This is a genomic window from Curtobacterium sp. MCLR17_036, assembly GCF_003234445.2.
Classification (GTDB): domain Bacteria; phylum Actinomycetota; class Actinomycetes; order Actinomycetales; family Microbacteriaceae; genus Curtobacterium.
Window position 1 is genome coordinate 2,324,783 of record NZ_CP126269.1, and the last position, 20,256, is coordinate 2,345,038.

The 20,256-nt window shown below is 71.8% G+C and carries 17 protein-coding genes; 5 read left to right on the forward strand and 12 right to left on the reverse strand.

Annotated features, from left to right (window positions below):
- Window positions 1–61: 61 nt before the first annotated feature.
- From ilvC to DEI99_RS10900, 6 genes are all read right to left on the reverse strand, one after another.
- The gene (gene ilvC, locus DEI99_RS10875) at window positions 62–1,087 is read right to left on the reverse strand and encodes a ketol-acid reductoisomerase (RefSeq protein ID WP_111042869.1); all 1,026 of its coding nucleotides are present in this window, start codon (window positions 1,085–1,087) and stop codon (window positions 62–64) included.
- Between the two features lie 41 nt (window positions 1,088–1,128).
- Complete coding sequence (gene ilvN, locus DEI99_RS10880) at window positions 1,129–1,629, reverse strand: acetolactate synthase small subunit (RefSeq protein WP_022907763.1); 501 nt, start codon at window positions 1,627–1,629, stop codon at window positions 1,129–1,131.
- On the reverse strand, window positions 1,626–3,449 hold the full coding sequence (locus DEI99_RS10885; RefSeq protein ID WP_111042870.1) for an acetolactate synthase large subunit: 1,824 nt from the start codon (window positions 3,447–3,449) through the stop codon (window positions 1,626–1,628). The genes ilvN and DEI99_RS10885 overlap by 4 nt, the downstream gene beginning before the upstream one ends.
- A 47-nt stretch (window positions 3,450–3,496) precedes the next feature.
- Complete coding sequence (gene ilvD, locus DEI99_RS10890) at window positions 3,497–5,191, reverse strand: dihydroxy-acid dehydratase (RefSeq protein ID WP_284180799.1); 1,695 nt, start codon at window positions 5,189–5,191, stop codon at window positions 3,497–3,499.
- A 91-nt stretch (window positions 5,192–5,282) separates the two neighbouring features.
- Entirely contained in the window at window positions 5,283–6,065 is a 783-nt protein-coding gene (otsB, locus tag DEI99_RS10895) for a trehalose-phosphatase (RefSeq protein ID WP_111042872.1), read from the reverse strand.
- Window positions 6,058–7,650: an alpha,alpha-trehalose-phosphate synthase (UDP-forming) gene (locus DEI99_RS10900; RefSeq protein ID WP_071261822.1), complete on the reverse strand. Its 1,593-nt coding sequence runs from the start codon at window positions 7,648–7,650 to the stop codon at window positions 6,058–6,060. The genes otsB and DEI99_RS10900 overlap by 8 nt, the downstream gene beginning before the upstream one ends.
- A gap of 206 nt (window positions 7,651–7,856) precedes the next feature.
- On the opposite strand from DEI99_RS10900, the gene DEI99_RS10905 reads away from it, so the two are divergent.
- On the forward strand, window positions 7,857–10,544 hold the full coding sequence (locus tag DEI99_RS10905) for a hypothetical protein (RefSeq protein ID WP_111042873.1): 2,688 nt from the start codon (window positions 7,857–7,859) through the stop codon (window positions 10,542–10,544).
- A 67-nt stretch (window positions 10,545–10,611) separates the two neighbouring features.
- The gene (locus tag DEI99_RS10910) at window positions 10,612–11,580 is read left to right on the forward strand and encodes a magnesium transporter CorA family protein (RefSeq protein WP_111042874.1); all 969 of its coding nucleotides are present in this window, start codon (window positions 10,612–10,614) and stop codon (window positions 11,578–11,580) included.
- Window positions 11,581–12,340: 760 nt separating this feature from the next.
- On the opposite strand, the gene DEI99_RS10915 is transcribed toward DEI99_RS10910, so the two are convergent.
- Window positions 12,341–13,492: an SLC13 family permease gene (locus DEI99_RS10915; RefSeq protein WP_111041191.1), complete on the reverse strand. Its 1,152-nt coding sequence runs from the start codon at window positions 13,490–13,492 to the stop codon at window positions 12,341–12,343.
- Window positions 13,493–13,585: 93 nt separating this feature from the next.
- Between DEI99_RS10915 and DEI99_RS10920 the strand changes: the two genes are divergently transcribed.
- On the forward strand, window positions 13,586–13,777 hold the full coding sequence (locus DEI99_RS10920) for a hypothetical protein (RefSeq protein ID WP_071261817.1): 192 nt from the start codon (window positions 13,586–13,588) through the stop codon (window positions 13,775–13,777).
- 105 nt (window positions 13,778–13,882) lie between these two features.
- Here the strand turns inward: DEI99_RS10920 and DEI99_RS10925 are convergent, their stop codons facing one another.
- Window positions 13,883–15,046, reverse strand: a complete 1,164-nt coding sequence (locus DEI99_RS10925; RefSeq protein WP_111041137.1) for a mechanosensitive ion channel family protein — start codon at window positions 15,044–15,046, stop codon at window positions 13,883–13,885.
- A 119-nt stretch (window positions 15,047–15,165) separates the two neighbouring features.
- Between DEI99_RS10925 and DEI99_RS10930 the strand changes: the two genes are divergently transcribed.
- Together DEI99_RS10930 and DEI99_RS10935 are read left to right on the forward strand one after the other, a co-directional pair.
- Window positions 15,166–16,701 (forward strand): amino acid permease, encoded by a 1,536-nt coding sequence (locus DEI99_RS10930; protein ID WP_111041138.1) that lies wholly within the window; start codon window positions 15,166–15,168, stop codon window positions 16,699–16,701.
- A gap of 79 nt (window positions 16,702–16,780) precedes the next feature.
- Entirely contained in the window at window positions 16,781–17,086 is a 306-nt protein-coding gene (locus DEI99_RS10935; protein ID WP_111041139.1) for a hypothetical protein, read from the forward strand.
- A gap of 115 nt (window positions 17,087–17,201) precedes the next feature.
- Here DEI99_RS10935 and DEI99_RS10940 read toward each other — a convergent pair whose 3' ends face one another.
- The 4 genes from DEI99_RS10940 to DEI99_RS10955 all read right to left on the reverse strand — a co-directional run bounded on the left by DEI99_RS10940 (window position 17,202) and on the right by DEI99_RS10955 (window position 20,240).
- A complete protein-coding gene (locus DEI99_RS10940; protein ID WP_111041140.1) occupies window positions 17,202–17,846 on the reverse strand; it encodes a PepSY domain-containing protein in 645 nt (214 codons plus the stop codon).
- Window positions 17,847–17,955: 109 nt separating this feature from the next.
- The gene (locus tag DEI99_RS10945; RefSeq protein WP_111041192.1) at window positions 17,956–19,281 is read right to left on the reverse strand and encodes a sensor histidine kinase; all 1,326 of its coding nucleotides are present in this window, start codon (window positions 19,279–19,281) and stop codon (window positions 17,956–17,958) included.
- A 16-nt stretch (window positions 19,282–19,297) separates the two neighbouring features.
- The gene (locus tag DEI99_RS10950) at window positions 19,298–19,975 is read right to left on the reverse strand and encodes a response regulator transcription factor (RefSeq protein ID WP_111041141.1); all 678 of its coding nucleotides are present in this window, start codon (window positions 19,973–19,975) and stop codon (window positions 19,298–19,300) included.
- Window positions 19,976–20,027: 52 nt separating this feature from the next.
- The gene (locus DEI99_RS10955) at window positions 20,028–20,240 is read right to left on the reverse strand and encodes an SCO4848 family membrane protein (protein ID WP_111041142.1); all 213 of its coding nucleotides are present in this window, start codon (window positions 20,238–20,240) and stop codon (window positions 20,028–20,030) included.
- Between the last annotated feature and the right edge of the window lie 16 nt (window positions 20,241–20,256).

Below are 20,256 nucleotides of genomic sequence, written 5' to 3' on the forward strand. Positions count from 1 at the left end.
TCACATCGCGAGGCGGCGGTGCCGGGACACCGCCGCCTCGTCATCGAGTGGTCCTGCGAGACTACCGCGCAGCCGAGCCGTCGACGTAGTCGCCGTCGTTCTGCTTCCACGCGAAGAGCGCGCGGAGCTCGCGGCCGGTGGCCTCGATCGGGTGGCCCTCGCCCTTCGCGCGGAGCGCCTTGAACTCCGGCGCACCGGCGTCCTGGTCGTCGATGAAGCGCTTCGCGAAGGCACCGTTCTGGATGTCCGCGAGCACCGCCTTCATGTTCTCCTTGACCTCGGGCGAGATCACGCGCGGGCCGGAGACGTAGTCACCGAACTCGGCGGTGTCGGAGATCGACCAGCGCTGCTTCGTGAGGCCGCCCTCCCAGATGAGGTCGACGATGAGCTTGAGCTCGTGCAGGACCTCGAAGTAGGCGATCTGCGGCTGGTAGCCCGCCTCGACCAGGGTCTCGAAGCCGTACTGGATGAGCTGCGAGGTGCCACCGCACAGGACGGCCTGCTCGCCGAACAGGTCGGTCTCGGTCTCCTCGGTGAAGGTCGTCTTGATGCCGCCGGAGCGCAGGCCGCCGATGGCCTTCGCGTACGACCAGGCGAGCTCCCACGCCGAACCGGAAGCGTCGACCTCGACGGCGACGATGACGGGGACGCCGCGGCCGGCCTCGTACTCGCGACGGACCGTGTGGCCCGGACCCTTCGGGGCGACGAGCGACACGTCGACGCCCTCGGGCGCCTCGATGTAGCCGAAGCGGATGTTGAAGCCGTGCCCGAAGACGAGCGTCGCGCCCGGCTTGAGGTTCGGCGCGATGTCCTCGGCGTAGACGATGCGCTGGACCTGGTCCGGCGCGAGGATGACGACGACGTCCGCCCAGGCGGTGGCCTCGGCCGGCGTGTGGACCTCGAAGCCCGCCTCTTCGGCCTTCTGACGGCTCTTCGAGCCCTCCTTGAGGCCGATCTTGACCTCGACGCCGGAGTCGCGGAGGTTGAGTGCGTGGGCGTGGCCCTGCGAGCCGTAGCCGATGACGGCGACCTTCTTGCCCTGGATGAGCGTCAGGTCGGCGTCGGCGTCGTACACGATGTCAGTCACGAGGGTGTGTCTCCTTGGTTCTGGTGGTCTGTGGGGTGCGCTCAGCGCACCCGGTCGGTGATGCTCTTCGGCCCGCGGCCCATGCCGAGCAGGCCGGCCCGCGCGAGCTCCTTGATGCCGTAGGGCTCGAGGACGCGGAGGATCGCCTGGATCTTGCCGGGGTCACCGGTCACCTCGACGATGAGCGAGTCGTTCGCGACGTCGACGACCTGTGCGCGGAACAGGTTCACTGCCTCGAGCACGGCCGAACGGGTCTGGTTGTCGACCCGGACCTTGACGAGCATGTGCTCGCGCTGGACCGACTGCGAGAAGTCGAGCTCGACGATCTTGATGACGTTGACCAGCTTGTTGAGCTGCTTCGTCACCTGCTCCAGCGGGAGGTCCTCGACGTCGACGACGACGGTGATCCGGCTGAGGCCGTCGACCTCGGTGTTGCCGACGGCGAGCGACTCGATGTTGAAGCCGCGGCGGGCGAACAGCCCGGCCACGCGGGTCAACAGGCCCGGCTTGTCCTCGACGAGGAGGGAGAGGACGTGGCTCATGCGGTTTCCCCCGTCATGTCGGCGTCCTCGTCGTCCCAGCTGGGGGCGAGGGCGCGGGCGTACTCGATCGAGGAGTTGCCGACCCCCTGCGGGACCATCGGCCAGACCATCGAGTCGCGGCTCACCACGAAGTCGATGACCACCGGACGGTCGTTCGTCGCGAGGGCGAGCTCGATCGCGGCGTCGACCTCGTCCGCCTTCTCGACGCGGATGCCGAGGGCACCGTAGGCGTCGGCGAGCTTCACGAAGTCGGGCACGCGGCGCGACTGGTGCCCCGTCTCGAGGTCGGTGAAGGAGTGCCGGCCGTCGTAGAACAGCGTCTGCCACTGCCGCACCATGCCGAGCGACGAGTTGTTGATGATCGCGACCTTGATCGGGATGTCGTTGATGACGCAGGTCGCGAGTTCCTGGTTCGTCATCTGGAAGCAGCCGTCGCCGTCGATCGCCCAGACCACGCGGTCCGGCTGGGCGACCTTCGCGCCCATCGCGGCCGGGACGGAGTAGCCCATCGTGCCGGCGCCGCCGGAGTTCAGCCAGGCGTTCGGCCGCTCGTACTTGATGAACTGCGCCGACCACATCTGGTGCTGGCCGACACCGGAGGCGTAGACCGCCTCGGGGCCGGTCAGCTCGCCGATGCGCTTGATGATCGCCTGCGGGGCGAGGAGTCCGTCGGTGGGCTCCGCGTAGCCGAGCGGGAAGTCGGTCTTCAGCTGCTCGAGCTTCGCCCACCACGCGGCGGTCGAGGCGCGGTCGTCGGCGGCGATGCCGCCCCAGGCGTCGAGCAGGTCGACGAGGACCTCGCGTGCGTCACCGACGATCGGGACGTCGGCGAAGCGGATCTTCGAGATCTCGGCGGGGTCGATGTCGACGTGCACGACCTTGGCGCCGGGCGCGAACTCGTCCGCCTTGCCGGTCACGCGGTCGTCGAAGCGGGCGCCGAGCGCGATGATGAGGTCGCTGTCCTGCAGGCCGAGCACCGCGGGCACGGTGCCGTGCATGCCGGGCATGCCGAGGTGCTGCGGGTGCGAGTCCGGGAACGCGCCGCGGGCCATCAGCGTCGTGACCACGGGGGCACCGGTCGCCTCGGCGAAGCGGAGCAGCTCGGCGGTCGCGCCGGAGCGGATGACGCCGCCGCCGACGTACAGCACCGGGCGCTCGGCCTCGGCGAGCAGCTGGGCGGCCGCGGTGATCTGCTTGCCGTGCGCCTTCGTCACCGGTCGGTAGCCGGGCAGGTCGACCTGCGGCGGCCACACGTAGGGCGCCGACAGCTGCTGGGCGTCCTTCGTGATGTCGACGAGCACCGGGCCGGGGCGACCGGTCGTCGCGATCTGGTGCGCGGCGGCGAGCGTCGCCGGGATGTCGGCCGGGTTCGTCACGAGGAACGAGTGCTTCGTGATCGGCATCGTGATGCCGACGATGTCGGCCTCCTGGAACGCGTCCGTGCCCATCAGCGTCGAGAACACCTGGCCGGTGATCGCGATGAACGGCACCGAGTCCATGTAGGCGTCGGCGATCGCGGTGACGAGGTTCGTCGCGCCGGGGCCGGAGGTTGCGATGGCGACGCCGACCTTGCCGGACGACGAGGCGTACCCCTCGGCGGCGTGGCCGGCGCCCTGCTCGTGCCGGACGAGGATGTGCCGGATCGTCGTCGACGCCATGAGCTCGTCGTAGAACGGGATGATCGCGCCGCCCGGCAGGCCGAAGACGTCGGTGATCCCGAGGTGCTCGAGCGTCCGGAGGACGGCTCCCGAGCCGGTGAGGATCTCCGGCGACCGGCGTGCACCGGCGGCCGCGGACAACGGGGTTGCTTCCGTGGGCATGAGGTGGTCCTTGCCTGGAGAGGTGGCGGTGGTGCGGGTGTCGGACGCTAGCCCGTGACCGCGCCCTGGGCGGCGGACTTGACGAGCTTGGCGTACTTCGCGAGGACTCCGCGGGTGTAGCGCGGGGGCAGCGGGGCCCAGCCGTCACGGCGGGCCTCCAGCTCGGCCGGGTCGACCAGTAGGTCGAGCGAACGAGCCGCGATGTCGACACGGATGCGGTCGCCATCACGAACGAAAGCGACGGGACCTGCGTCCACTGCTTCCGGTGCGATGTGGCCGATGCACAGGCCGGTTGTGCCGCCTGAGAATCGACCGTCGGTCAAGAGTAGTACATCCTTGCCGAGGCCCGCGCCCTTGATCGCCGCGGTGATGGCGAGCATCTCGCGCATGCCGGGGCCGCCCTTCGGGCCCTCGTAGCGGATGACGACGACGTCGCCCTTCTGGATCGTCCCCTCGGTGAGGGCGTCCATCGCGGCACGCTCCCGGTCGAACACCCGGGCGGGGCCCTCGAACACCTCGGCGTCGAAGCCCGCGGTCTTCACCACGGCACCCTCGGGTGCGAACGAGCCCTGCAGGACCGTCAGGCCGCCGGTCTCGTGGATCGGGTTGTCGAGGGTGCGGAGGACCTCGCCGTCGAGCGCCGGCGGGTCGATCTCGGCGAGGTTCTCGGCGAGGGTCTTGCCGGTGACGGTCATCGCGTCGCCGTGCAGCAGCCCGGCGTCGAGCAGCGCCTTCATGACCACCGGGATGCCGCCCTGCTGGTCGATGTCCTTCATGACGTAGCGCCCGAACGGCTTCATGTCGGCGAGGTGCGGGACCTTCGAGCCGATGCGGTTGAAGTCGTCGAGCGACAGCTCGACCTCGGCCTCGTAGGCGATCGCGAGCAGGTGCAGGACGGCGTTCGTCGAGCCGCCGAGCGCCATGAGCACGGTGATGGCGTTCTCGAACGCCTCCTTGGTCAGGATCTGCCGGGCGGTGAGGCCGAGCTCGAGCATCCGCACGACGGCCTCGCCGGAACGGTGCGCGTAGTAGTCGCGGCGACGGTCCGCGGACGGCGGCGCGGCCGAGCCCGGCAGCGACATGCCGAGCGCCTCGGCCAGGCTCGCCATCGTGTTCGCCGTGTACATGCCACCGCAGGCGCCCTCGCCCGGGACGATGGCGCACTCGATCTTCTTGAGCTCCTCCTCGGACATGGTGCCGGCCTTGCAGGCGCCGACGCCCTCGAAGGAGTCGATGATCGTGACCTCCTTCATGGTGCCGTCGGCCTGCTTCACGTAGCCCGGCATGACCGAGCCCGCGTAGAGGAAGACGCTCGCCAGGTCGAGGCGAGCAGCGGCCATGAGCATGCCCGGCAGGGACTTGTCGCAGCCGGCGAGCAGGACGGTGCCGTCCAGGCGCTCGGCGTTCACGACGGTCTCGACGCTGTCCGCGATGACCTCGCGCGAGACGAGCGAGAAGTGCATGCCCTCGTGGCCCATCGAGATGCCGTCGGAGACGGAGATGGTGCCGAACTGCAGCGGGTAGCCGCCGCCGGAGTGCACGCCTTCCTTGGCGCCCTGCGCGAGCCGGTCGAGCGACAGGTTGCACGGCGTGATCTCGTTCCACGAGGACGCGATGCCGATCTGCGGCTTGCTCCAGTCCTCGTCTCCCATACCGACGGCCCGCAGCATGCCACGCGAGGTGGTTGCTTCGATCCCGTCGGTGACGACCCGGCTGCGCGGCTTGACGTCGATATCAGGCATGGGGTGAGTCTAGGACGCTTTGGGATACCAGTCGCGCAACAACATGCGTCCGCATGTTCACGGGGACGGAGGGGAGGCCCGGATCACCTGCTCAGCGCGTCGCCCGGAGGCGAGCGAGCTGCTTCAGGACGTCGGTGAGCGCCGCCGGATCGGCGACGCGGTACCCGGCGGTGGTCTCCCCCGGACCCACCTTGACGCCGACGTCGCCGTCGCCGAGCACGCGGAAGGCGTCCTCGTCGGTGACGTCGTCGCCGGCGAAGAACACCGCGTCGGCACCGTGCAGCTCGCGGAGCCGCACGATCGCGTCGCCCTTCGTGACGTGCCGGACGGCGAACTCGACGATGTCCTTACCGCCGCGCTCGAGCACGTCGGGGTCGGCGGCGTGCGCGGCCTCGCTCGCGTCGGCGTCCGCCCGGGCGGCGACCTCGGCGCTGACACGGCGGGTGTGCACCCCGTGGCCGGCCGGCTTGTGCTCGATGACGACGCCGGGGTACCGCGCACCGACCTCGTCGAGCGCAGCGCCGACCCGCGCCACGCGCTCGGCCTCGTCGTCGGTCAGCGCGGCCTCGTCGTGACCGTCGACGCGCCACTCGACGCCGTGCGAGCCGACGAGCGCCATGCCCTCGGGGGCGTACGACACGGCGGCCAGGCTGTCGAGCGGTCGACCCGAGACGAGGACCACCTCGGTGTCCGGCGCACGGTGCAGGGTGAGCACGGCCGCCCAGGACCCCGGGAGCGCGCCGACCTGCGAGGGCTCGTCGGCGAACGGCGCGAGCGTGCCGTCGAAGTCCAGTGCGACGACGAGTCGCGGCGCAGCCGCGAGCGTCTCGAGTGCCGCCGTGACGGCGGACAGGTCGGCGGTGGGCTCACGCATCACGGGCCTCCCGGGTGTCCTCGGCGGCCCGCGCGGACTGCGCGTCCTGGTCGAAGATCGACGTGCCGTCGGTCTGCGCCTCGCGGTGGCGGTCCGCCGGGTCCGTGGCGGACGGGTCGAGCTGCGCATTGCGCGGCGCGTGCCGGTCGAGCGCCTCGAGGAAGGAACGCGACCAGCGGGCCACGTCGTTGTCGCGCACGCGCTTGCGGAGCGCGCGCATCCGGGTCGAGCGCTCCCGGCGGGGCATCTCGACGGCGCGCAGGATGCTGTCCTTCAGCGCGCCGATGTCGTGCGGGTTCACGATGACGGCCTGCTTGAGCTCGTCGGCCGCGCCGGCGAACTCGGAGAGGATGAGGACCCCGTCGGTGTCGAAGCGGGCCGCGACGTACTCCTTGGCGACGAGGTTCATGCCGTCGCGCAGCGCGGTGACGAGCATGATGTCCGCGGCCAGGTAGAGCGCGACCATCTCCTCGCGCGGGTAGCCGTGGTGCAGGTACGAGATCGGCTGGTGCCCGATGACGCCGAGGTCGCCGTTGATGCGTCCGACGCTCAGCTCGATCTCGTCGCGCAGCGTCGCGTAGGTGTCGACGCGCTCGCGGCTCGGGCTGGCGACCTGGATGAGCGTCGCGTCCTCGACCTTGATGCGGCCGTCCTCGACGAGCTCGCCGAACGCCTTGATGCGGTGCCGGATGCCCTTGGTGTAGTCGAGCCGGTCGACGCCGAGCAGCACCGTCTTCGGGTTGCCGAGGCTCGACCGGATCTCGCGGGCGCGTTCCTGCACCTCGGGCCGGCGGGCGATCGCCTCGAAGCTCTCGGCGTCGATCGAGATCGGGAAGTGCCGCGCCTCGACGTGGCGCACCGTGATGCCCTTGCGGCTCCGTGGCGCGTCCGGGTCGTCGACGGGCACGTCGATCATCGACCCCTTCGTCGTGTAGCCCTTGATGTGCCGGACCGCACGGAGGAAGTCGCTGGCGTCGTCCTGCCGCTGGAAGCCGATGACGTCGGCGCCGAGCAGGCCGTCGAGGATCTGCGCACGCCAGGGCAGCTGCGCGTAGATGCCGACGGGCGGGAACGGGATGTGGTTGAAGAAGCCGATCGTCAGGTCGGGCCGCTTCGCCCGGAGCAGTGCCGGCACGAGCTGCAGCTGGTAGTCCTGCACCCAGACGATGCCGTCCTGCTCGACGATCTCGGCGATCTGCGTCGCGAAGCGCTCGTTGACCCGCTTGTACGCGTTCCACCAGTCACGGTGGTAGCTCGGGTGCTCGATCACGTCGTGGTACAGCGGCCACAGGGTGTCGTTGCTGAACCCCTCGTAGTACTCCTCGACGTCCTCGACGGAGAGCGGGACCGGCACGATGTGGATCCCGTCGTTGTCGAACGGCTCGACCTCGACCGCCGGCTGCCCGACCCACCCCACCCAGGCGCCGTCGTTCGCCCGCATCACGGGTTCGAGCGCGGTGACGAGGCCGCCGGGCGAGTGCCGCCAGCCCTCGTTGCCGTCCTGGTCGACGACGCGGTCCACCGGGAGGCGGTTGGAGGCGACGACGAACGAGTACCGGGTCTGATCGGTGCGGTCTGCAGACATGGGGTGGTGGGATCTTTCGTTCCGCCCGGCGGCGCGCCGGGTGCGTCGGTCCGGCTCGGGCGCCGGCGTGCGACCCCGAAGTTACCAGCGCCCGGACAGCGCATTCACGGCGGATCGGCGGTTCCGGTACGCTGCTCCTCGCGTGTCGGGGGGACACAGGTGCTGAAGGGCGGCACCGGCCTCCTGGCCGGAGAGGACCACCAGCCGTGAGCGACCACCCGCCCGTCCCGCCGGGACAGCCAGGACCGCAGGACCCGTCGACCCCGCAGGGGCAGGGGCAGCCCTGGCAGCAGCAGCAGCCGGGAGGCGCGCCCCAGTGGTCGGGCCAGCCCACCCCCGCCGGCGCCCCGGCTCCGCAGTCGTCGGACGCATTCGGTCGCCTGCTGCAGTCGCTGACCGGCCGCGACTGGCTCGCGTCGGTGCTGGCGGGCGTCGGCGGCTGGGTCGCCGCCTACGTCGTCGCCGGCCTCTCCCTGCTGCTCACCGTCGCGGTCGCCGCGACCGGCAGCAGCGGGTCGTCGCTCGGGTCCGGCTCCGTCAGCGGGTCGGGCAGCGAGCTCGGCACCGGCGGCGCACCGGACGTGCAGTCGCTGCTGTCCGGCGTGAGCGTCCTGCTCGGCGCCCCCGCCCAGCTCGTCGCGATGGCGGACCTCGGCCGCCTGCACGGATCCGGTTCGGTCGGCCTGCTCGGCTCCGGCTCCGGCTCGCTCGCGGTCGTGCCGGTGCTCGTGCTCGCGGCGCAGGTCGTCCTCGCCGTCGTCCTGACGCGGCGCATCCGGTCGCGCGCCCTCGGCCGCTGGCAGGTCGTCGTGCTCGCCGTGGTCTCCGGGCTCGTCACCACCGTCCTGGTGAACGCCTTCGCCGGGCTGCTCGCGATCCGCTTCCCCGACCTGCCCGGCATCGAGATCGAGCCCGTGCACGCCGTCGGGTTCAGCAGCGTCGTCGGCGCGTTCCTCATCGGCGCGCTCGCCGCCCTGCTCGCACGCCCGTCCGTCCTGATCGGCGGCCGCACCTGGTCGGGCCGCGTCCTCGGCGCCGTCCGGGTCGCCGCGTCGCAGGCCGTCGTGCTGGTCGTCGTCGTCGCGGTCGCCGTGGTCGTCGTCGCGCTCGTGACGCAGCCCTCGTGGGGTGCGGCCCTGCCGGTCTTCATCGGCAACGTCGCGGTCGCCGTGACGGCCCTCGGCTTCTTCGGTGGCCTCGGCACGGCCGGTCTCGGGTCGGGTGGCGACAGCGCCACGGTCTTCGACGGTGCCGGCGGCTGGACGTGGCTCGCCGTGCTGCTCGTCCTCGCCACGTCGGTCGTCGCGGGCCTCGCCCTCGCGGTCCGGCGCAACGACCGGGTCCGCTCGGTCCTGGACTGGGTCGCCACGCCGGTGGTGTGGTTCGCGCTCGGGCTCCTGCTCTTCGTGCTCGGCACCGGGATCGTGTCCTACGACACCAGCGGGTACACGGCCGTCGGCGGCAGCGGTTCGCTCGGCGTCACCCCGTGGACGCCGTTCGTGTTCCTGCTCTGGGGCGGTCTGGTCGAGGCCGTCGCCCGGTACCTCGCGCCCGTGCTGCTCCCCCGCCTCGGCGGCGGGGTCGTGCTCGCGGTGTCGCGCCTGGTCGGCGCGGACCCCCGACCGCTCGTGTCCGCTCCCGCCGGCGCAGCCGCACCGGCCGGTGCGTTCCCGGACGCCCCGGCACAGGGCGCTGTGTTCCCCGGTGGCCCGGCACAGGGCGGTGCGTTCCCCGGTGGCCCGGCGCAGGCCGGCGCGTTCCCCGGTGCCCCGGCTCAGGCCGGCGCCGCCCCGGGTGCTCCGGCCCACACCGGCGCACAGTCGTGGTCGACGGGCGGTCCGGTCGACCCGGCCGCCTCGGCGTGGGGCGCGACGCCCGGCGTCGCCCAGCCCGCGCAGCCCTTCATCGGCGGAGACGGCCCCGCACCGAAGCCGATGTCGGCGCGGTCGCGGAAGATCCTGGTCCGTTCGCTGGTCGCCGGCGGCGTCGTGGTCGTCGTCGTCATCGCCGGTGCCGTCACGGCCGGCGTCCTGCGCTCGAACGTCTGGGGCCCCGGCGCGACGGTCAAGTCGTACGTGCAGGCGATCGAGCGCGGCGACGCCGACGCCGCCGGCCGCCTGAGCGACCAGCCCGACGACGCCACCATGCTCGACTCGACGGTGCTGAAGAGCGCGAAGGACCGCCCGACGGACGTCCGCGTGGGCCGCGTCGCCACCAGCGGGGACAACGCGATCGCCACGATCAGCTACACCCAGGGCGGCAAGAACCGCTCCGGCCAGATCGGTCTGCGCCGCACCGGCACGTCGTTCGTGGTGAAGGACGAGTGGCGCATCGTGCAGCCCCTCGCCCAGATCGTCACCCTGACCGCGTCCGAGGCCCTCGAGGGCGCCCCGGTCACGATCGGCGGCAAGGAGGTCGGGAAGATCGCCGACGGCCGCTTCCAGTCGCTCGCCTACCCCGGCACCTACGGCGTCGAGGTCGGTGGGACGGAGTACTTCACCGGCGGGACGAAGTCCGTGACGGTCGGGCCGCGCGCCACCGACTACATCGACTTCCAGCCGACGCCGACGAAGGCGCTGCACGACGACGTCGACCAGTACGTGTCGGACCTCATCGAGGAGTGCGCGGCGAAGACCGACATCAGCGCGCTGAGCGACTGCCCCTGGTACGGGCCGTACGACGCGGACGGGGCGGTGCGGTACGACGTCACGACCATGCCGGAGATCGAGCTCGAGGCGTCCGGCACCGGCAACGTCATCGTGCAGAGCACGAAGGACGGCGTCGTCGAGTACGACTACACGTCGTACACCGGGGACCGGGAGCACGGCGAGGACGAGTTCGCGATCAACGAGTACCTGAAGGTCGAGGACGGCGAGCTCGTCTCCGCCTACTGACGCACACCGCGCACCGCGACGGCCGGCCTGGGATCCCCGGGCCGGCCGTCGCCGTAGGCTGACCGGCATGGTCAGGACACGGGCGTGGCGGAACGGTGCCGTCACGGAACAGGACTTCCCCGTCGACCGGATCTCCGACCTGGTCAGCGACCCGGACACGTTCGTCTGGGTCGACTACACCGACCCGCAGGGCGCCGACCTCGAGCACGTCGAGCAGGAGCTCGGGCTGCACGCCCTCGCCGTCGAGGACGCCCTCGAGCACGGGCAGCGCCCGAAGCTCGACCGCTACCGCGACAGCCTGTTCCTCGTCGTCTACGACGTCGGCTGGACGCGGGACGGCGAGCTCGCGACGCACGAGGTCAAGGCCTTCGTCACCGAACGGGCCCTCGTCACGATCCACGGCGCCGACGTCGACACCTCGTCGATGGAGCACCGGCTCGCGACCAACGACGACGTCGCCGCGCACGGGGTGCCGTGGCTCGTCTGGGCGCTGCTCGACGCCGTCGTCGACCACGCCACCGACGTGGTGGAGTCGATCGAGCAGGCGATCGACGACCTCGAGGACGACCTGTTCGAACGCAGCGACCCGCGCGAGCAGCAGATCCAGCGACGCTCGTTCCGCCTGCGGAAGGCGCTCGGCGTCATCCGTCGGCTCGTGGTGCCGACGCGCGACGGCGTCTCGTCGCTGCTGCACGGCGACGCCGAGGCCGTCGGCACCGGCATCCGGCCGTACTTCCGCGACGTCGAGGACCACCTCGTCTCGATCTCCGACTCGGTCGAGCAACTGCGCGACGCGGTGTCGAGCGTCCTCGACACGAACCTCAACCTGGCGTCGAACCGGCAGAACACGGTGATGAAGAAGGTGACGAGCTGGGCGGCGATCATCGCGATCCCGACCGCGATCACCGGCTTCTTCGGGCAGAACGTGACCTTCCCCGGCGAGGGACAGTGGAGCGGCCTGTTCGCGTCGGTCTCCCTCATCATCGCGACGTCGCTGCTGCTCTACCGCGCGTTCCGTTCCCGCGACTGGCTCTGACGCCGGGCGTTGCGCGTCGCGCGTCGCGCGTCGGTGTCGGGCGTCCCGCGTCGGGGTCGCGGCCCCGGCGTCGGCCCGGCGTCGATCTCGGCGTCGATCTCGGCGTCGAGTGAGCAGAAGATGTCGGGTCGGCAAGGCCCACTCGACATCTTCTGCTCACCAAGGGCGCGGCGATGGGCAGCGGGACGCGACCGAGAACGTTGCCGGCGCCCCCGCATCGAGTGAGCAGAAGATGTCGGGTCGGCAGGGCCCACTCGACATCTTCTGCTCACCAAGGGCGCGGCGATGGGCAGCGGGGCGGGACCGGGGGCAGCGGGACGGGCAGTCAGGGATCGGGCGCGACCGGGGGCGTCGGCGACGGCGCCCTGCATCGAGCGAGCAGAAGATGTCGGGTCGGCACGTCCCACTCGACATCTTGTGCTCACCAGGGGCGTGACGATGGGCAGCGGGGCGCGACCGGGGGCAGCGGGGCACGCCGTCGGGCATCGGGCGCGACCGGGGGCAGCGGGACGGGCCCGAGAGCGTTGTCGGGCGCCCCGGCACCGAGTGAGCAGAAGATGTCGGGTCGGCAGGACGCACTCGACATCTTCTGCTCACCATCGGCGGGGCGGTGGGCAGCGGGGCGGGACCGAGAGCGTTGCCGGGCGCCCCGGCATCGAGTGAGCAGAAGATGTCGGGTCGGCAGGAACCACTCGACATCTTCTGCTCATTGCGCTCGCCGCGACGGGGTGCAGCGCGGCTCGCCGGGGCGCTCGCGGCGCTAGAGCGCGAGGGCGAGCACGCCGGCGACGACCGTGAGCGGTGCCGCGATGCAACCGAGGAGCATGTAGCGCCCCCACGACAGGTGCACGCCCTCGCTCGACAGGCGCGCGTGCCAGAGCAGGGTCGCGAGCGACGCCCAGGGGGTCACGAGGCAGCCCGCGTTCACGCCGATGAGCAGGGCCGCGTAGCGCAGTGCGTCGTGGCCGGCGGCCGGCTCGAGCACCAGGTAGGCAGGCAGGTTGTCGATGGCGTTCGCGGCCACCGCGCCCGCACCGCCGAGCAGCAGGAGCGGCCCGGTTCCCGTCCCGGAGCCGAGCGCATCGACGACCGGGTCGGTGACGCCCGTCGCGTGCAGGGTCTCGACCACGACGAACAGGCCGGCCGCGAACAGCAGCGTCGACCACGGCACCCGCGAGGGGCGGAGCTGCTCCGGCGCCCGGAACGCCGAGACGACGACGAGCACGACCGCTGCGGCGATCGCGGCGATCCACACCGTGACGCCCACCGTCAGCGCCACGACGAGCGCGACGAGCACGGCCGAGGCGGCCCAGAACGACACCGGGTCCGACGGCTGCCGCACCGAGACGCGCATGTACCGCCCGAACAGTCCGCGACGGAACACGACGAGCAGGACCGCGCACGGCACGACGACGCCGGCGACGGCCGCCCACACCATCAGGCCGGCGAAGGGCAGCGGTCCGCCGAGCCCCATCCGGTCGACCGCGAGCAGGTTCGTGAGGTTCGACACCGGCAGCAGCAGCGACGCGGTGTTCGCCAGCCACACGGTGGTCAGGGCGAACGGCATCGGCGGCAGGCCGACGCGTCGGGCGAGCGAGATGACGATCGGCGTCAGCAGGACGGCGGTGGTGTCGATGGACAGGAAGACGGTGCAGAGCACGGCGAGCACGACGACCGCGCCCCACAGGCCGATCGTGCGTCCGCCGCCGACCCGAGCAGCGACGTCGGCGAGTCGGTCGAAGACCCCGGCGTCCGCCGCGAGCTCCGACACGATCGTCAGCCCGAGGACGAAGCCGAGGACGGGCAGCACCCGCTCGGCCAGGGCGCCGAGGTCGTCCAGGGGCAGCAGACCGAGCGCGACGCACACCGCGCCCACCAGGAGCAGGGCTCCACCGATGACGGCCTGACGCACGGGCACTCCTTCGCGAGCACACCGGCCCGGGCGACCAGCGGCGCTCCAATGTACTGACCGGTAGCGTTGTCAGGACGACGACAGGAGGCCTCTGTGCGCAAGTTCATGTTCAACGGTGCCGTGTGGAGTTCGCTCATCAGCGGCTACAGCGTGCTGCAGACCACCCGACAGGGACCGCGCGACTGGCGCCTGGCCCTGACCTGGGTGGCCTGGCTCGCGACCACCATCGTGGCGATCGGCACGGTCGTCGAGGACGACCGCGCTGTCAAGGCGCGGCAGCCGTAGGTCGCCAGCGCGACCACAGGACGGACGGGAGGCCCGTGGCGGATCCGCCACGGGCCTCCCGTCCGTCGTCGGTCCCGTCCACGGCACCTGGTCGCGCAGTGGGGGTCAGCGCTCCGAACGCGGGATGTCCGACGTCTGGAGCGGCCCGGTGAAGAGCGCCGCGCGGTCCTCCTGCCCGGGCGCGAACAGCGCCGAGTCGGCGGCGGACGACGTGCCACGGCGGCGCGGCGCGGTCTCGTCGACCATGAGCACGCGCTGCACCGGCAGGGCGTCCGGGTGGGTGCGCTGGATCCACTCGACGAGCTCCTCGCGGATGTAGCACCGCAGGTCGAACAGCGACGGGGCGTCGTGCGACGTCGCGAGCACCCGGATGCGCACCCAGCCCTGCACCGCCTCGGTGACCTGGAGCACCTTGACCCGACGGTCCCACAGCTCGGTGCGGTCGAGGATCCGGTCGAGTTCGTCCCGTATCTCCCCCGGCCGGACCCGCCAGTCGAGGTCGAACTCGACTGCACCGAGCAGTTCGCTGTTCGTGCGCGTCCAGTTCTCGAACGGCGTGCTCGTGAAGTACGTCGACGGCAGCACGAAACGCCGGTCGTCCCACAGGTGCACGACGACGTAGGTCAGCGTGATCTCCTCGATGCGCCCCCACTGCTGCTCGACCACGACGACGTCGTCGACGCGGATCGAGCCGGAGAACGCGAGCTGCATGCCCGCGAAGACGTTGCCGAGGGTCGACTGCGCCGCCAGGCCCGCGACGACCGAGATGAGCCCGGCGCTCGCGAGCACGCTCGCCCCCGCTGCCTCGACCCCGTCGAAGGTGAGCAGGATCGCGCCGACGGCGATGATGACGAGGACGGCGACGGTGAGCCGTCGGATGATGAGGACCTGCGTGCGGATGCGTCGGGCCTGGCGGTTGTCCGGCACGTCGATGCGGAAGCGGTGCAGGCCGAGGTCCTCGAGGAAGATCGCGACCTGGCAGGCGAGCCAGCAGCCGACCGCGATCGTCACGATGAGGAAGCCGTGCACGACCTCGTCCCGCCACGGGTAGGCGTCCGGGTCGCGCGGGACGCTCGCGGTGAACGCGACCCAGAGCAGGACCACGAGCAGGACCGTGCGGAACGGGTGCTTCGTCCGCCGCGAGAGCACGCCGGCCCACCGTTCCCGGCGCGCGATCGTCCGGAGCACCAGGTGCAGGACGAGGGCGACGACGGCGGTGACGAGGAGGGCGAACCCGGTCGCGACGAGGAGTCGGAGGAGGATGTCCATCCCTCCATGCAAGCAACGGACGTCGTGCGACGCCCAGGCTCCGGTCGGGTCGATGCTGTGCGGACGTTCAACTGGGTCGGGGTGCCGCACGGTGTCGGACCGCCTGTAGCGTGTCGCGAATGACAGCGCAGAACGACACGGGATCCCCCGCGCCCGCGAACGACTTCTCGCACGAGCAGGAGGGCTACCAGCACGGTCTGAAGCCCCGGCAACTGCAGATGATCGCAATCGGCGGCGCCATCGGGACCGGACTCTTCCTGGGCGCCGGTGGCCGCCTGCACACCGCGGGTCCCGCCCTGGCCGTCGTGTACCTGATCGCGGGCGTGTTCGCCTTCTTCATCCTCAGGGCGCTCGGCGAGCTCGTGCTGCACCGCCCGTCCTCCGGGTCGTTCATCTCGTACGCCCGTGAGTTCTACGGCGAGAAGTTCGCCTACGCGGCCGGCTGGATGTACTTCCTCAACTGGGCGATGACGTCGATCGTCGACACGACCGCGGTCGCGCTCTACCTGCACTACTGGGCCGGACCGCGTGCGATCCCGCAGTGGGCGCTCGCCCTCGCTGCGCTGCTGATCGTGCTCGCCGCGAACCTGGTGGCCGTCAAGGTGTTCGGCGAGCTCGAGTTCTGGTTCGCGATCATCAAGGTCGCCGCGCTCGTGGCCTTCCTGGTGGTCGCGCTCATCTGGCTGTTCTTCGCCTTCCCGGTCGAGACGGGCGGCGAGACCGTCCGCACCGGCTTCAGCATCTGGTCGGACAACGGCGGCCTGTTCCCGACCGGCTTGCTGCCCACCGTGCTCGTCGTGCAGGGCGTCGTGTTCGCGTACGCCGCGATCGAGCTCGTCGGCACGGCCTCGGGCGAGACGCAGGACACCGAGAAGGTCATCCCCCGCGCCATCAACTCCGTCGTGCTGCGCATCGCGGTCTTCTACGTCGGCTCGGTGGTGCTCCTGTCGCTCCTGCTGCCGTACACGTCCTACAAGGAGGGCGTCAGCCCCTTCGTGACGTTCTTCTCGTCGATCGGCAACCGGCAGGTGGGCGAGGTCATCGGGTCCGTCATGAACTTCGTCGTGCTGACGGCCGCGCTGTCGTCGCTGAACGCCGGGCTCTACTCGACCGGCCGTGCACTGCACTCGATGGGCATGAACGGCTCGGCGCCGAAGTGGACGACGAAGATGACGAAGGGCGGCGTGCCGTTCGCCGGCATCCTGCTCACCTCGGCGTTCACGCTCATCGGGGTGATCCTCAACCTGTTCGTCCCCGCTCAGGCGTTCGAGATCGCGCTGAACATCGCGAGCCTCGGCATCGTCACCGCCTGGGGCACGATCATCCTGTGCCAGATGAAGCTGCGCTCGTGGGCGAAGCAGGGCCTGGCGAAGGAGCCGTCCTTCAAGCTGCCCGGTGCCCCCGTGACGTCCTGGCTGACCCTGGCGTTCCTTGCGACCGTCATCGTGCTCATGGCGATCGACTACCCGCGAGGCACCTTCACGGTCGCATCGCTCGTCGTCGTCATCCCGCTGCTCATCCTCGGGTGGTACCTGCAGCGCGACCGCATCATGCAGATCGCCTCGCTGCGGTCCGGCGTGACCGGTCCGTACCCGGTCACCGGCCGCGACCCGGCCAAGCAGGTGCGTCGCCGCGAGGGAGGCGGCACCGAGTAGCGCAGCACACCTGTCCCCGGAACGCGACCACGCGCTCCGGACGTGCCGGTGGTCCGGCACCCGTCGGTACGATCGGCGGGTGCCGGACTCTCCTGTCTCCCCCTCGCTCGACCTGCAGCTCGTCTGGCGGGGGACCTTCGGTCGCGTCCGGGTGTTCCCGGACCGCATCGACGCCGAGACCGACTTCGAGCGCGACGCCCGCACCCGCATCCCGATGGACGCGGTGCGGGGCTGGCGCATCGAGCCGTGCGACTTCGACGCCGTCTGCGTGGAGTTCGTGACCGAGCAGGAGACCTTCCGGGTGCTCCTCGACACCGCCGACGAGAAGGTCGCCGGTCTCGCGCTGCGTCGCGCTCTCGGCACGCCGCTGCCGCCGGCCTCCTGACCGGCGCCCGACGCGGTCGGCGGCCCGGCGCCCGACGCGGTCGGCGGCCCGGCGTCCGACGCGGTCGGCGGGCCGGCATCCGACGCGGTCGGCGGCCCGGCGACCGCGGCCGCCGTCAGTCGTCGGTGTCGACCCGGTCGGTCACCACGTCGCCCGAGCCCGCGTCGACCCGCACGCTGTGCTTCGTGCCGGACGCGTCGACGACGTCGCCCTCCCACACGACCGCGCCGCGGTGGTCGTCGAGACCGATCTCGGTGACCGCGCCGTCGTGCAGGTCCGTCAGGGCGCGCACGGCCCGCTCGACGTCGAGGTCGGCGGCCGCCACGAACCGTTCGTGCTCGGCACGGTCGTCGGCGTCGGCGGTCTCCTGCTGGGGCGTGCCGACCACCGCGGTGCCGTCAGCGTCCGTGCGCACCTCGTGCTCGGTGCCGTCCTTCGTGACGACGAGGACCTCGTGGCCCGAGCCGTCCTGCTCCCACTCGACCGCGAGGACCGTGCCCGATCCGACGTCCTCACGCGCGGTCGCGGCGGCAGCGAGCAGTGCGTCGGTCGACCCGGCGGACGCGGCCGTCGTGCCGCCCGTCGCCGGACCGGTGGCCGGCCCCGAGGTCGCGCCGGCTCCGGCGACCCGGTCGGTGCGGTCGGCGTCGTCGTCGTCCGACGAGCAGCCGGCGAGGGCGAGGACCGCCGCCACGGGCAGGGCGGCGACCGCGGCGAGGCGGCGGGTGGTGGACGTCTGGTGCTGGGTGCGGAAGATCATGGGCACGAGCATGTCGGCGCGGTGCTGAAGCAGGCCTGAAGCCCCCTGTTCAGCTGCCGAGCGCTCAGTCGCCGAGTGCTCAGTCGCCGCGCGTTCAGCCGCCGAGTGCTCAGTCGGCGAGTGCGATGCGCACGACGAACCGTGCGCCGCCGAGGGGTGCGTCGGTCACCATCGCGTCGCCGCCGTGGGCGAGGACGGCGTCGCGCACGATCGCCAGCCCGAGGCCGGCTCCCCCGACGTCGCGGCTCCGGGCGTCGTCGAGGCGGACGAAGCGCTCGAACACCCGCTCGCGCTCCTGCACGGGCACCCCGGGACCGTCGTCGTCCACCGCGAGCACGGCCTCGCCGCCGCCCGTGCCGAGCGTGACGGCGACGCGCGAGGACGCGTGTCGGACGGCGTTGTCGACCAGGTTGCGGACGACCGCGGTGAGGACGCGCTCGTCACCGAGCACGCGAGCGGCCGAGATCCCGGAACCGTCGACGCGGACCCCGGCCCTCGCGGTCGTCCGGGCGCGGGCCACGGCGTCGAACGCGAGGTCGTCGAGGTCCACCGGACGTCGCGTGCCGGTGCCGCCCTCGTCGAGGCGGGAGAGCTCGAGGAGGGCGGCGACGAGGTCCTGCAACCGCACCGCCTCGGACCGCACGACGGCGGAGAGGTCGCGGACGTCGGACCGGTCGGGGTGCGCGACCGCGACCTCCGCGTGCTGGCGGATCGACGTGATCGGCGACCGCAGCTCGTGCGAGGCGTCGGCGACGAAGCGTCGCTGCGACTCCGCCGACCGGTCGAGCCGGTCGAGCATGACGTTCATCGTGCTCGCCAGCCGGGCGATCTCGTCGCCCGTGTCCGGCACGTCGACGCGCGCCTCCGGTCGGGCGGCGCGGATCGCCTCGACCTCGCGCCGCATCCGCTCGACGGGGCGGAGTGACCGTCCGGTCACCGACCAGGTCACCGCCACGAGCAGGAGCACGAGCACCGGCACCCCGACGGCCAACAGCACGGTCGCCGTCCGGATCGCCGCGTCGGTCTGCTCGAGCGGGACGCCGTACACCAGCGTCGCCGACCCGGAACCGGGCAGGTCGACGTCGTCCGCCACCACCAGCCACCGGTCGCCGTCGTCCGACCACGTCGACTCGTCGGCGGTCGGCAGCGGGGCAGGTTCGGTGTCCTCGCCGTGCGCCAGGACGGCACCGTCCTCCCCCACGACCTGGACGAGCACGTCCTCGGCGTCCCGCACCGCCCCGGCGCCCTCCGACTCCACCCGCGACGACACCTGTTCGAGCCCCGTCTCTGCTGCCGCACGAACACCGTCGAGCAGGACCAGCCGGAGCACGACGACGAACCCCACCGCACCGACGACCAGCGCGGCGAGCACGACGAGTCCGGCGCCGAGCGTGGTGCGCGCCCGGACGGAGCGGAACCGACGTCGTCGGGGCACCGACCGGTCCCCGCGGTCAGCCACCGTCGGCCGCCAACCGGTACCCGGCACCGCGCACGGTCTCCAGCGCGGCGCGCCCGAAGGGGCGGTCGATCTTGCGGCGCAGGTGCCCGACGTACACCTCGACGATGTTCGGGTCCCCGTCGAAGTCGACGTCCCACACGTTCTCGATGACGTCGCGCTTCGAGCACACCTGCCCGGCCCGTCGCGCCAGGTGTTCGAGCACCGCGAACTCGCGGCTCGTCAGGTCGACGGGCGTCCCCGCGCGGGTCACCGACCGCGCCGCCGGGTCGACGGCGAGGTCGCCGAGTTCCAGGACCGTCGGACGCTCGCGGGCGCCGCGGCGGACCAGCGCGCGGAGCCGGGCGACGAGCACGGGGTGGGAGAACGGCTTCGTGACGTAGTCGTCGGCGCCGGCGTCGAGTGCCTCGACCTGGTCCCACTCGCCGTCCTTCGCCGTGAGCATGAGCACGGGCGTCCAGTCCTGCTCGGCGCGGAGCTCGGCGCAGACCGCCCACCCGCTCAGCCCGGGCATCATGAGGTCGAGGACGATCACGTCGTAGCGGAACTCCCGGGCGTGCCACAGGCCGTCGACGCCGTCGTGGGCGACGTCGACCGCCCATCCCTCGGCCTCGAGGCCGCGACGGACCCCGTCGGCGAGCCGGACCTCGTCGTCGACCACCAGCACGCGCATGGCGACGATCCTGCCGTGCGCCGCTGAAGCAGGGCTGAAGCGTCCGGTCGGCTCAGACGAACAGCAGGATGCCCGCGAGGATCGACGCCACGGCGATCGCCAGCGCAACGAGCAGCAGGACGAGGTGCACCGTGTAGAAGGTCGTCGGCTTGCCCGCGGCGTCGCGGGCCCGGGTGTCGTTCGCCACGCGCTGGAAGAAGCGGGGCCACGTGATGACGTTGAAGACGGCACCGAGGAACAGGACGACTGCGGCGAAGACGAGCACCGTCCGAGTCTAGACA

Bases quoted from the DNA above. Each gene is read 5' to 3' on its own strand.
- ilvN (WP_022907763.1), bottom strand. From the start codon at position 1,629: ATGAGCCACGTCCTCTCCCTCCTCGTCGAGGACAAGCCGGGCCTGTTG.
- DEI99_RS10885 (WP_111042870.1), bottom strand. From the start codon at position 3,449: ATGCCCACGGAAGCAACCCCGTTGTCCGCGGCCGCCGGTGCACGCCGG.
- ilvD (WP_284180799.1), bottom strand. From the start codon at position 5,191: ATGCCTGATATCGACGTCAAGCCGCGCAGCCGGGTCGTCACCGACGGG.
- otsB (WP_111042872.1), bottom strand. From the start codon at position 6,065: ATGCGTGAGCCCACCGCCGACCTGTCCGCCGTCACGGCGGCACTCGAG.
- DEI99_RS10900 (WP_071261822.1), bottom strand. From the start codon at position 7,650: ATGTCTGCAGACCGCACCGATCAGACCCGGTACTCGTTCGTCGTCGCC.
- DEI99_RS10910 (WP_111042874.1), top strand. From the start codon at position 10,612: ATGGTCAGGACACGGGCGTGGCGGAACGGTGCCGTCACGGAACAGGAC.
- DEI99_RS10925 (WP_111041137.1), bottom strand. From the start codon at position 15,046: ATGGACATCCTCCTCCGACTCCTCGTCGCGACCGGGTTCGCCCTCCTC.
- DEI99_RS10930 (WP_111041138.1), top strand. From the start codon at position 15,166: ATGACAGCGCAGAACGACACGGGATCCCCCGCGCCCGCGAACGACTTC.
- DEI99_RS10940 (WP_111041140.1), bottom strand. From the start codon at position 17,846: ATGATCTTCCGCACCCAGCACCAGACGTCCACCACCCGCCGCCTCGCC.
- DEI99_RS10950 (WP_111041141.1), bottom strand. From the start codon at position 19,975: ATGCGCGTGCTGGTGGTCGACGACGAGGTCCGGCTCGCCGACGGGGTC.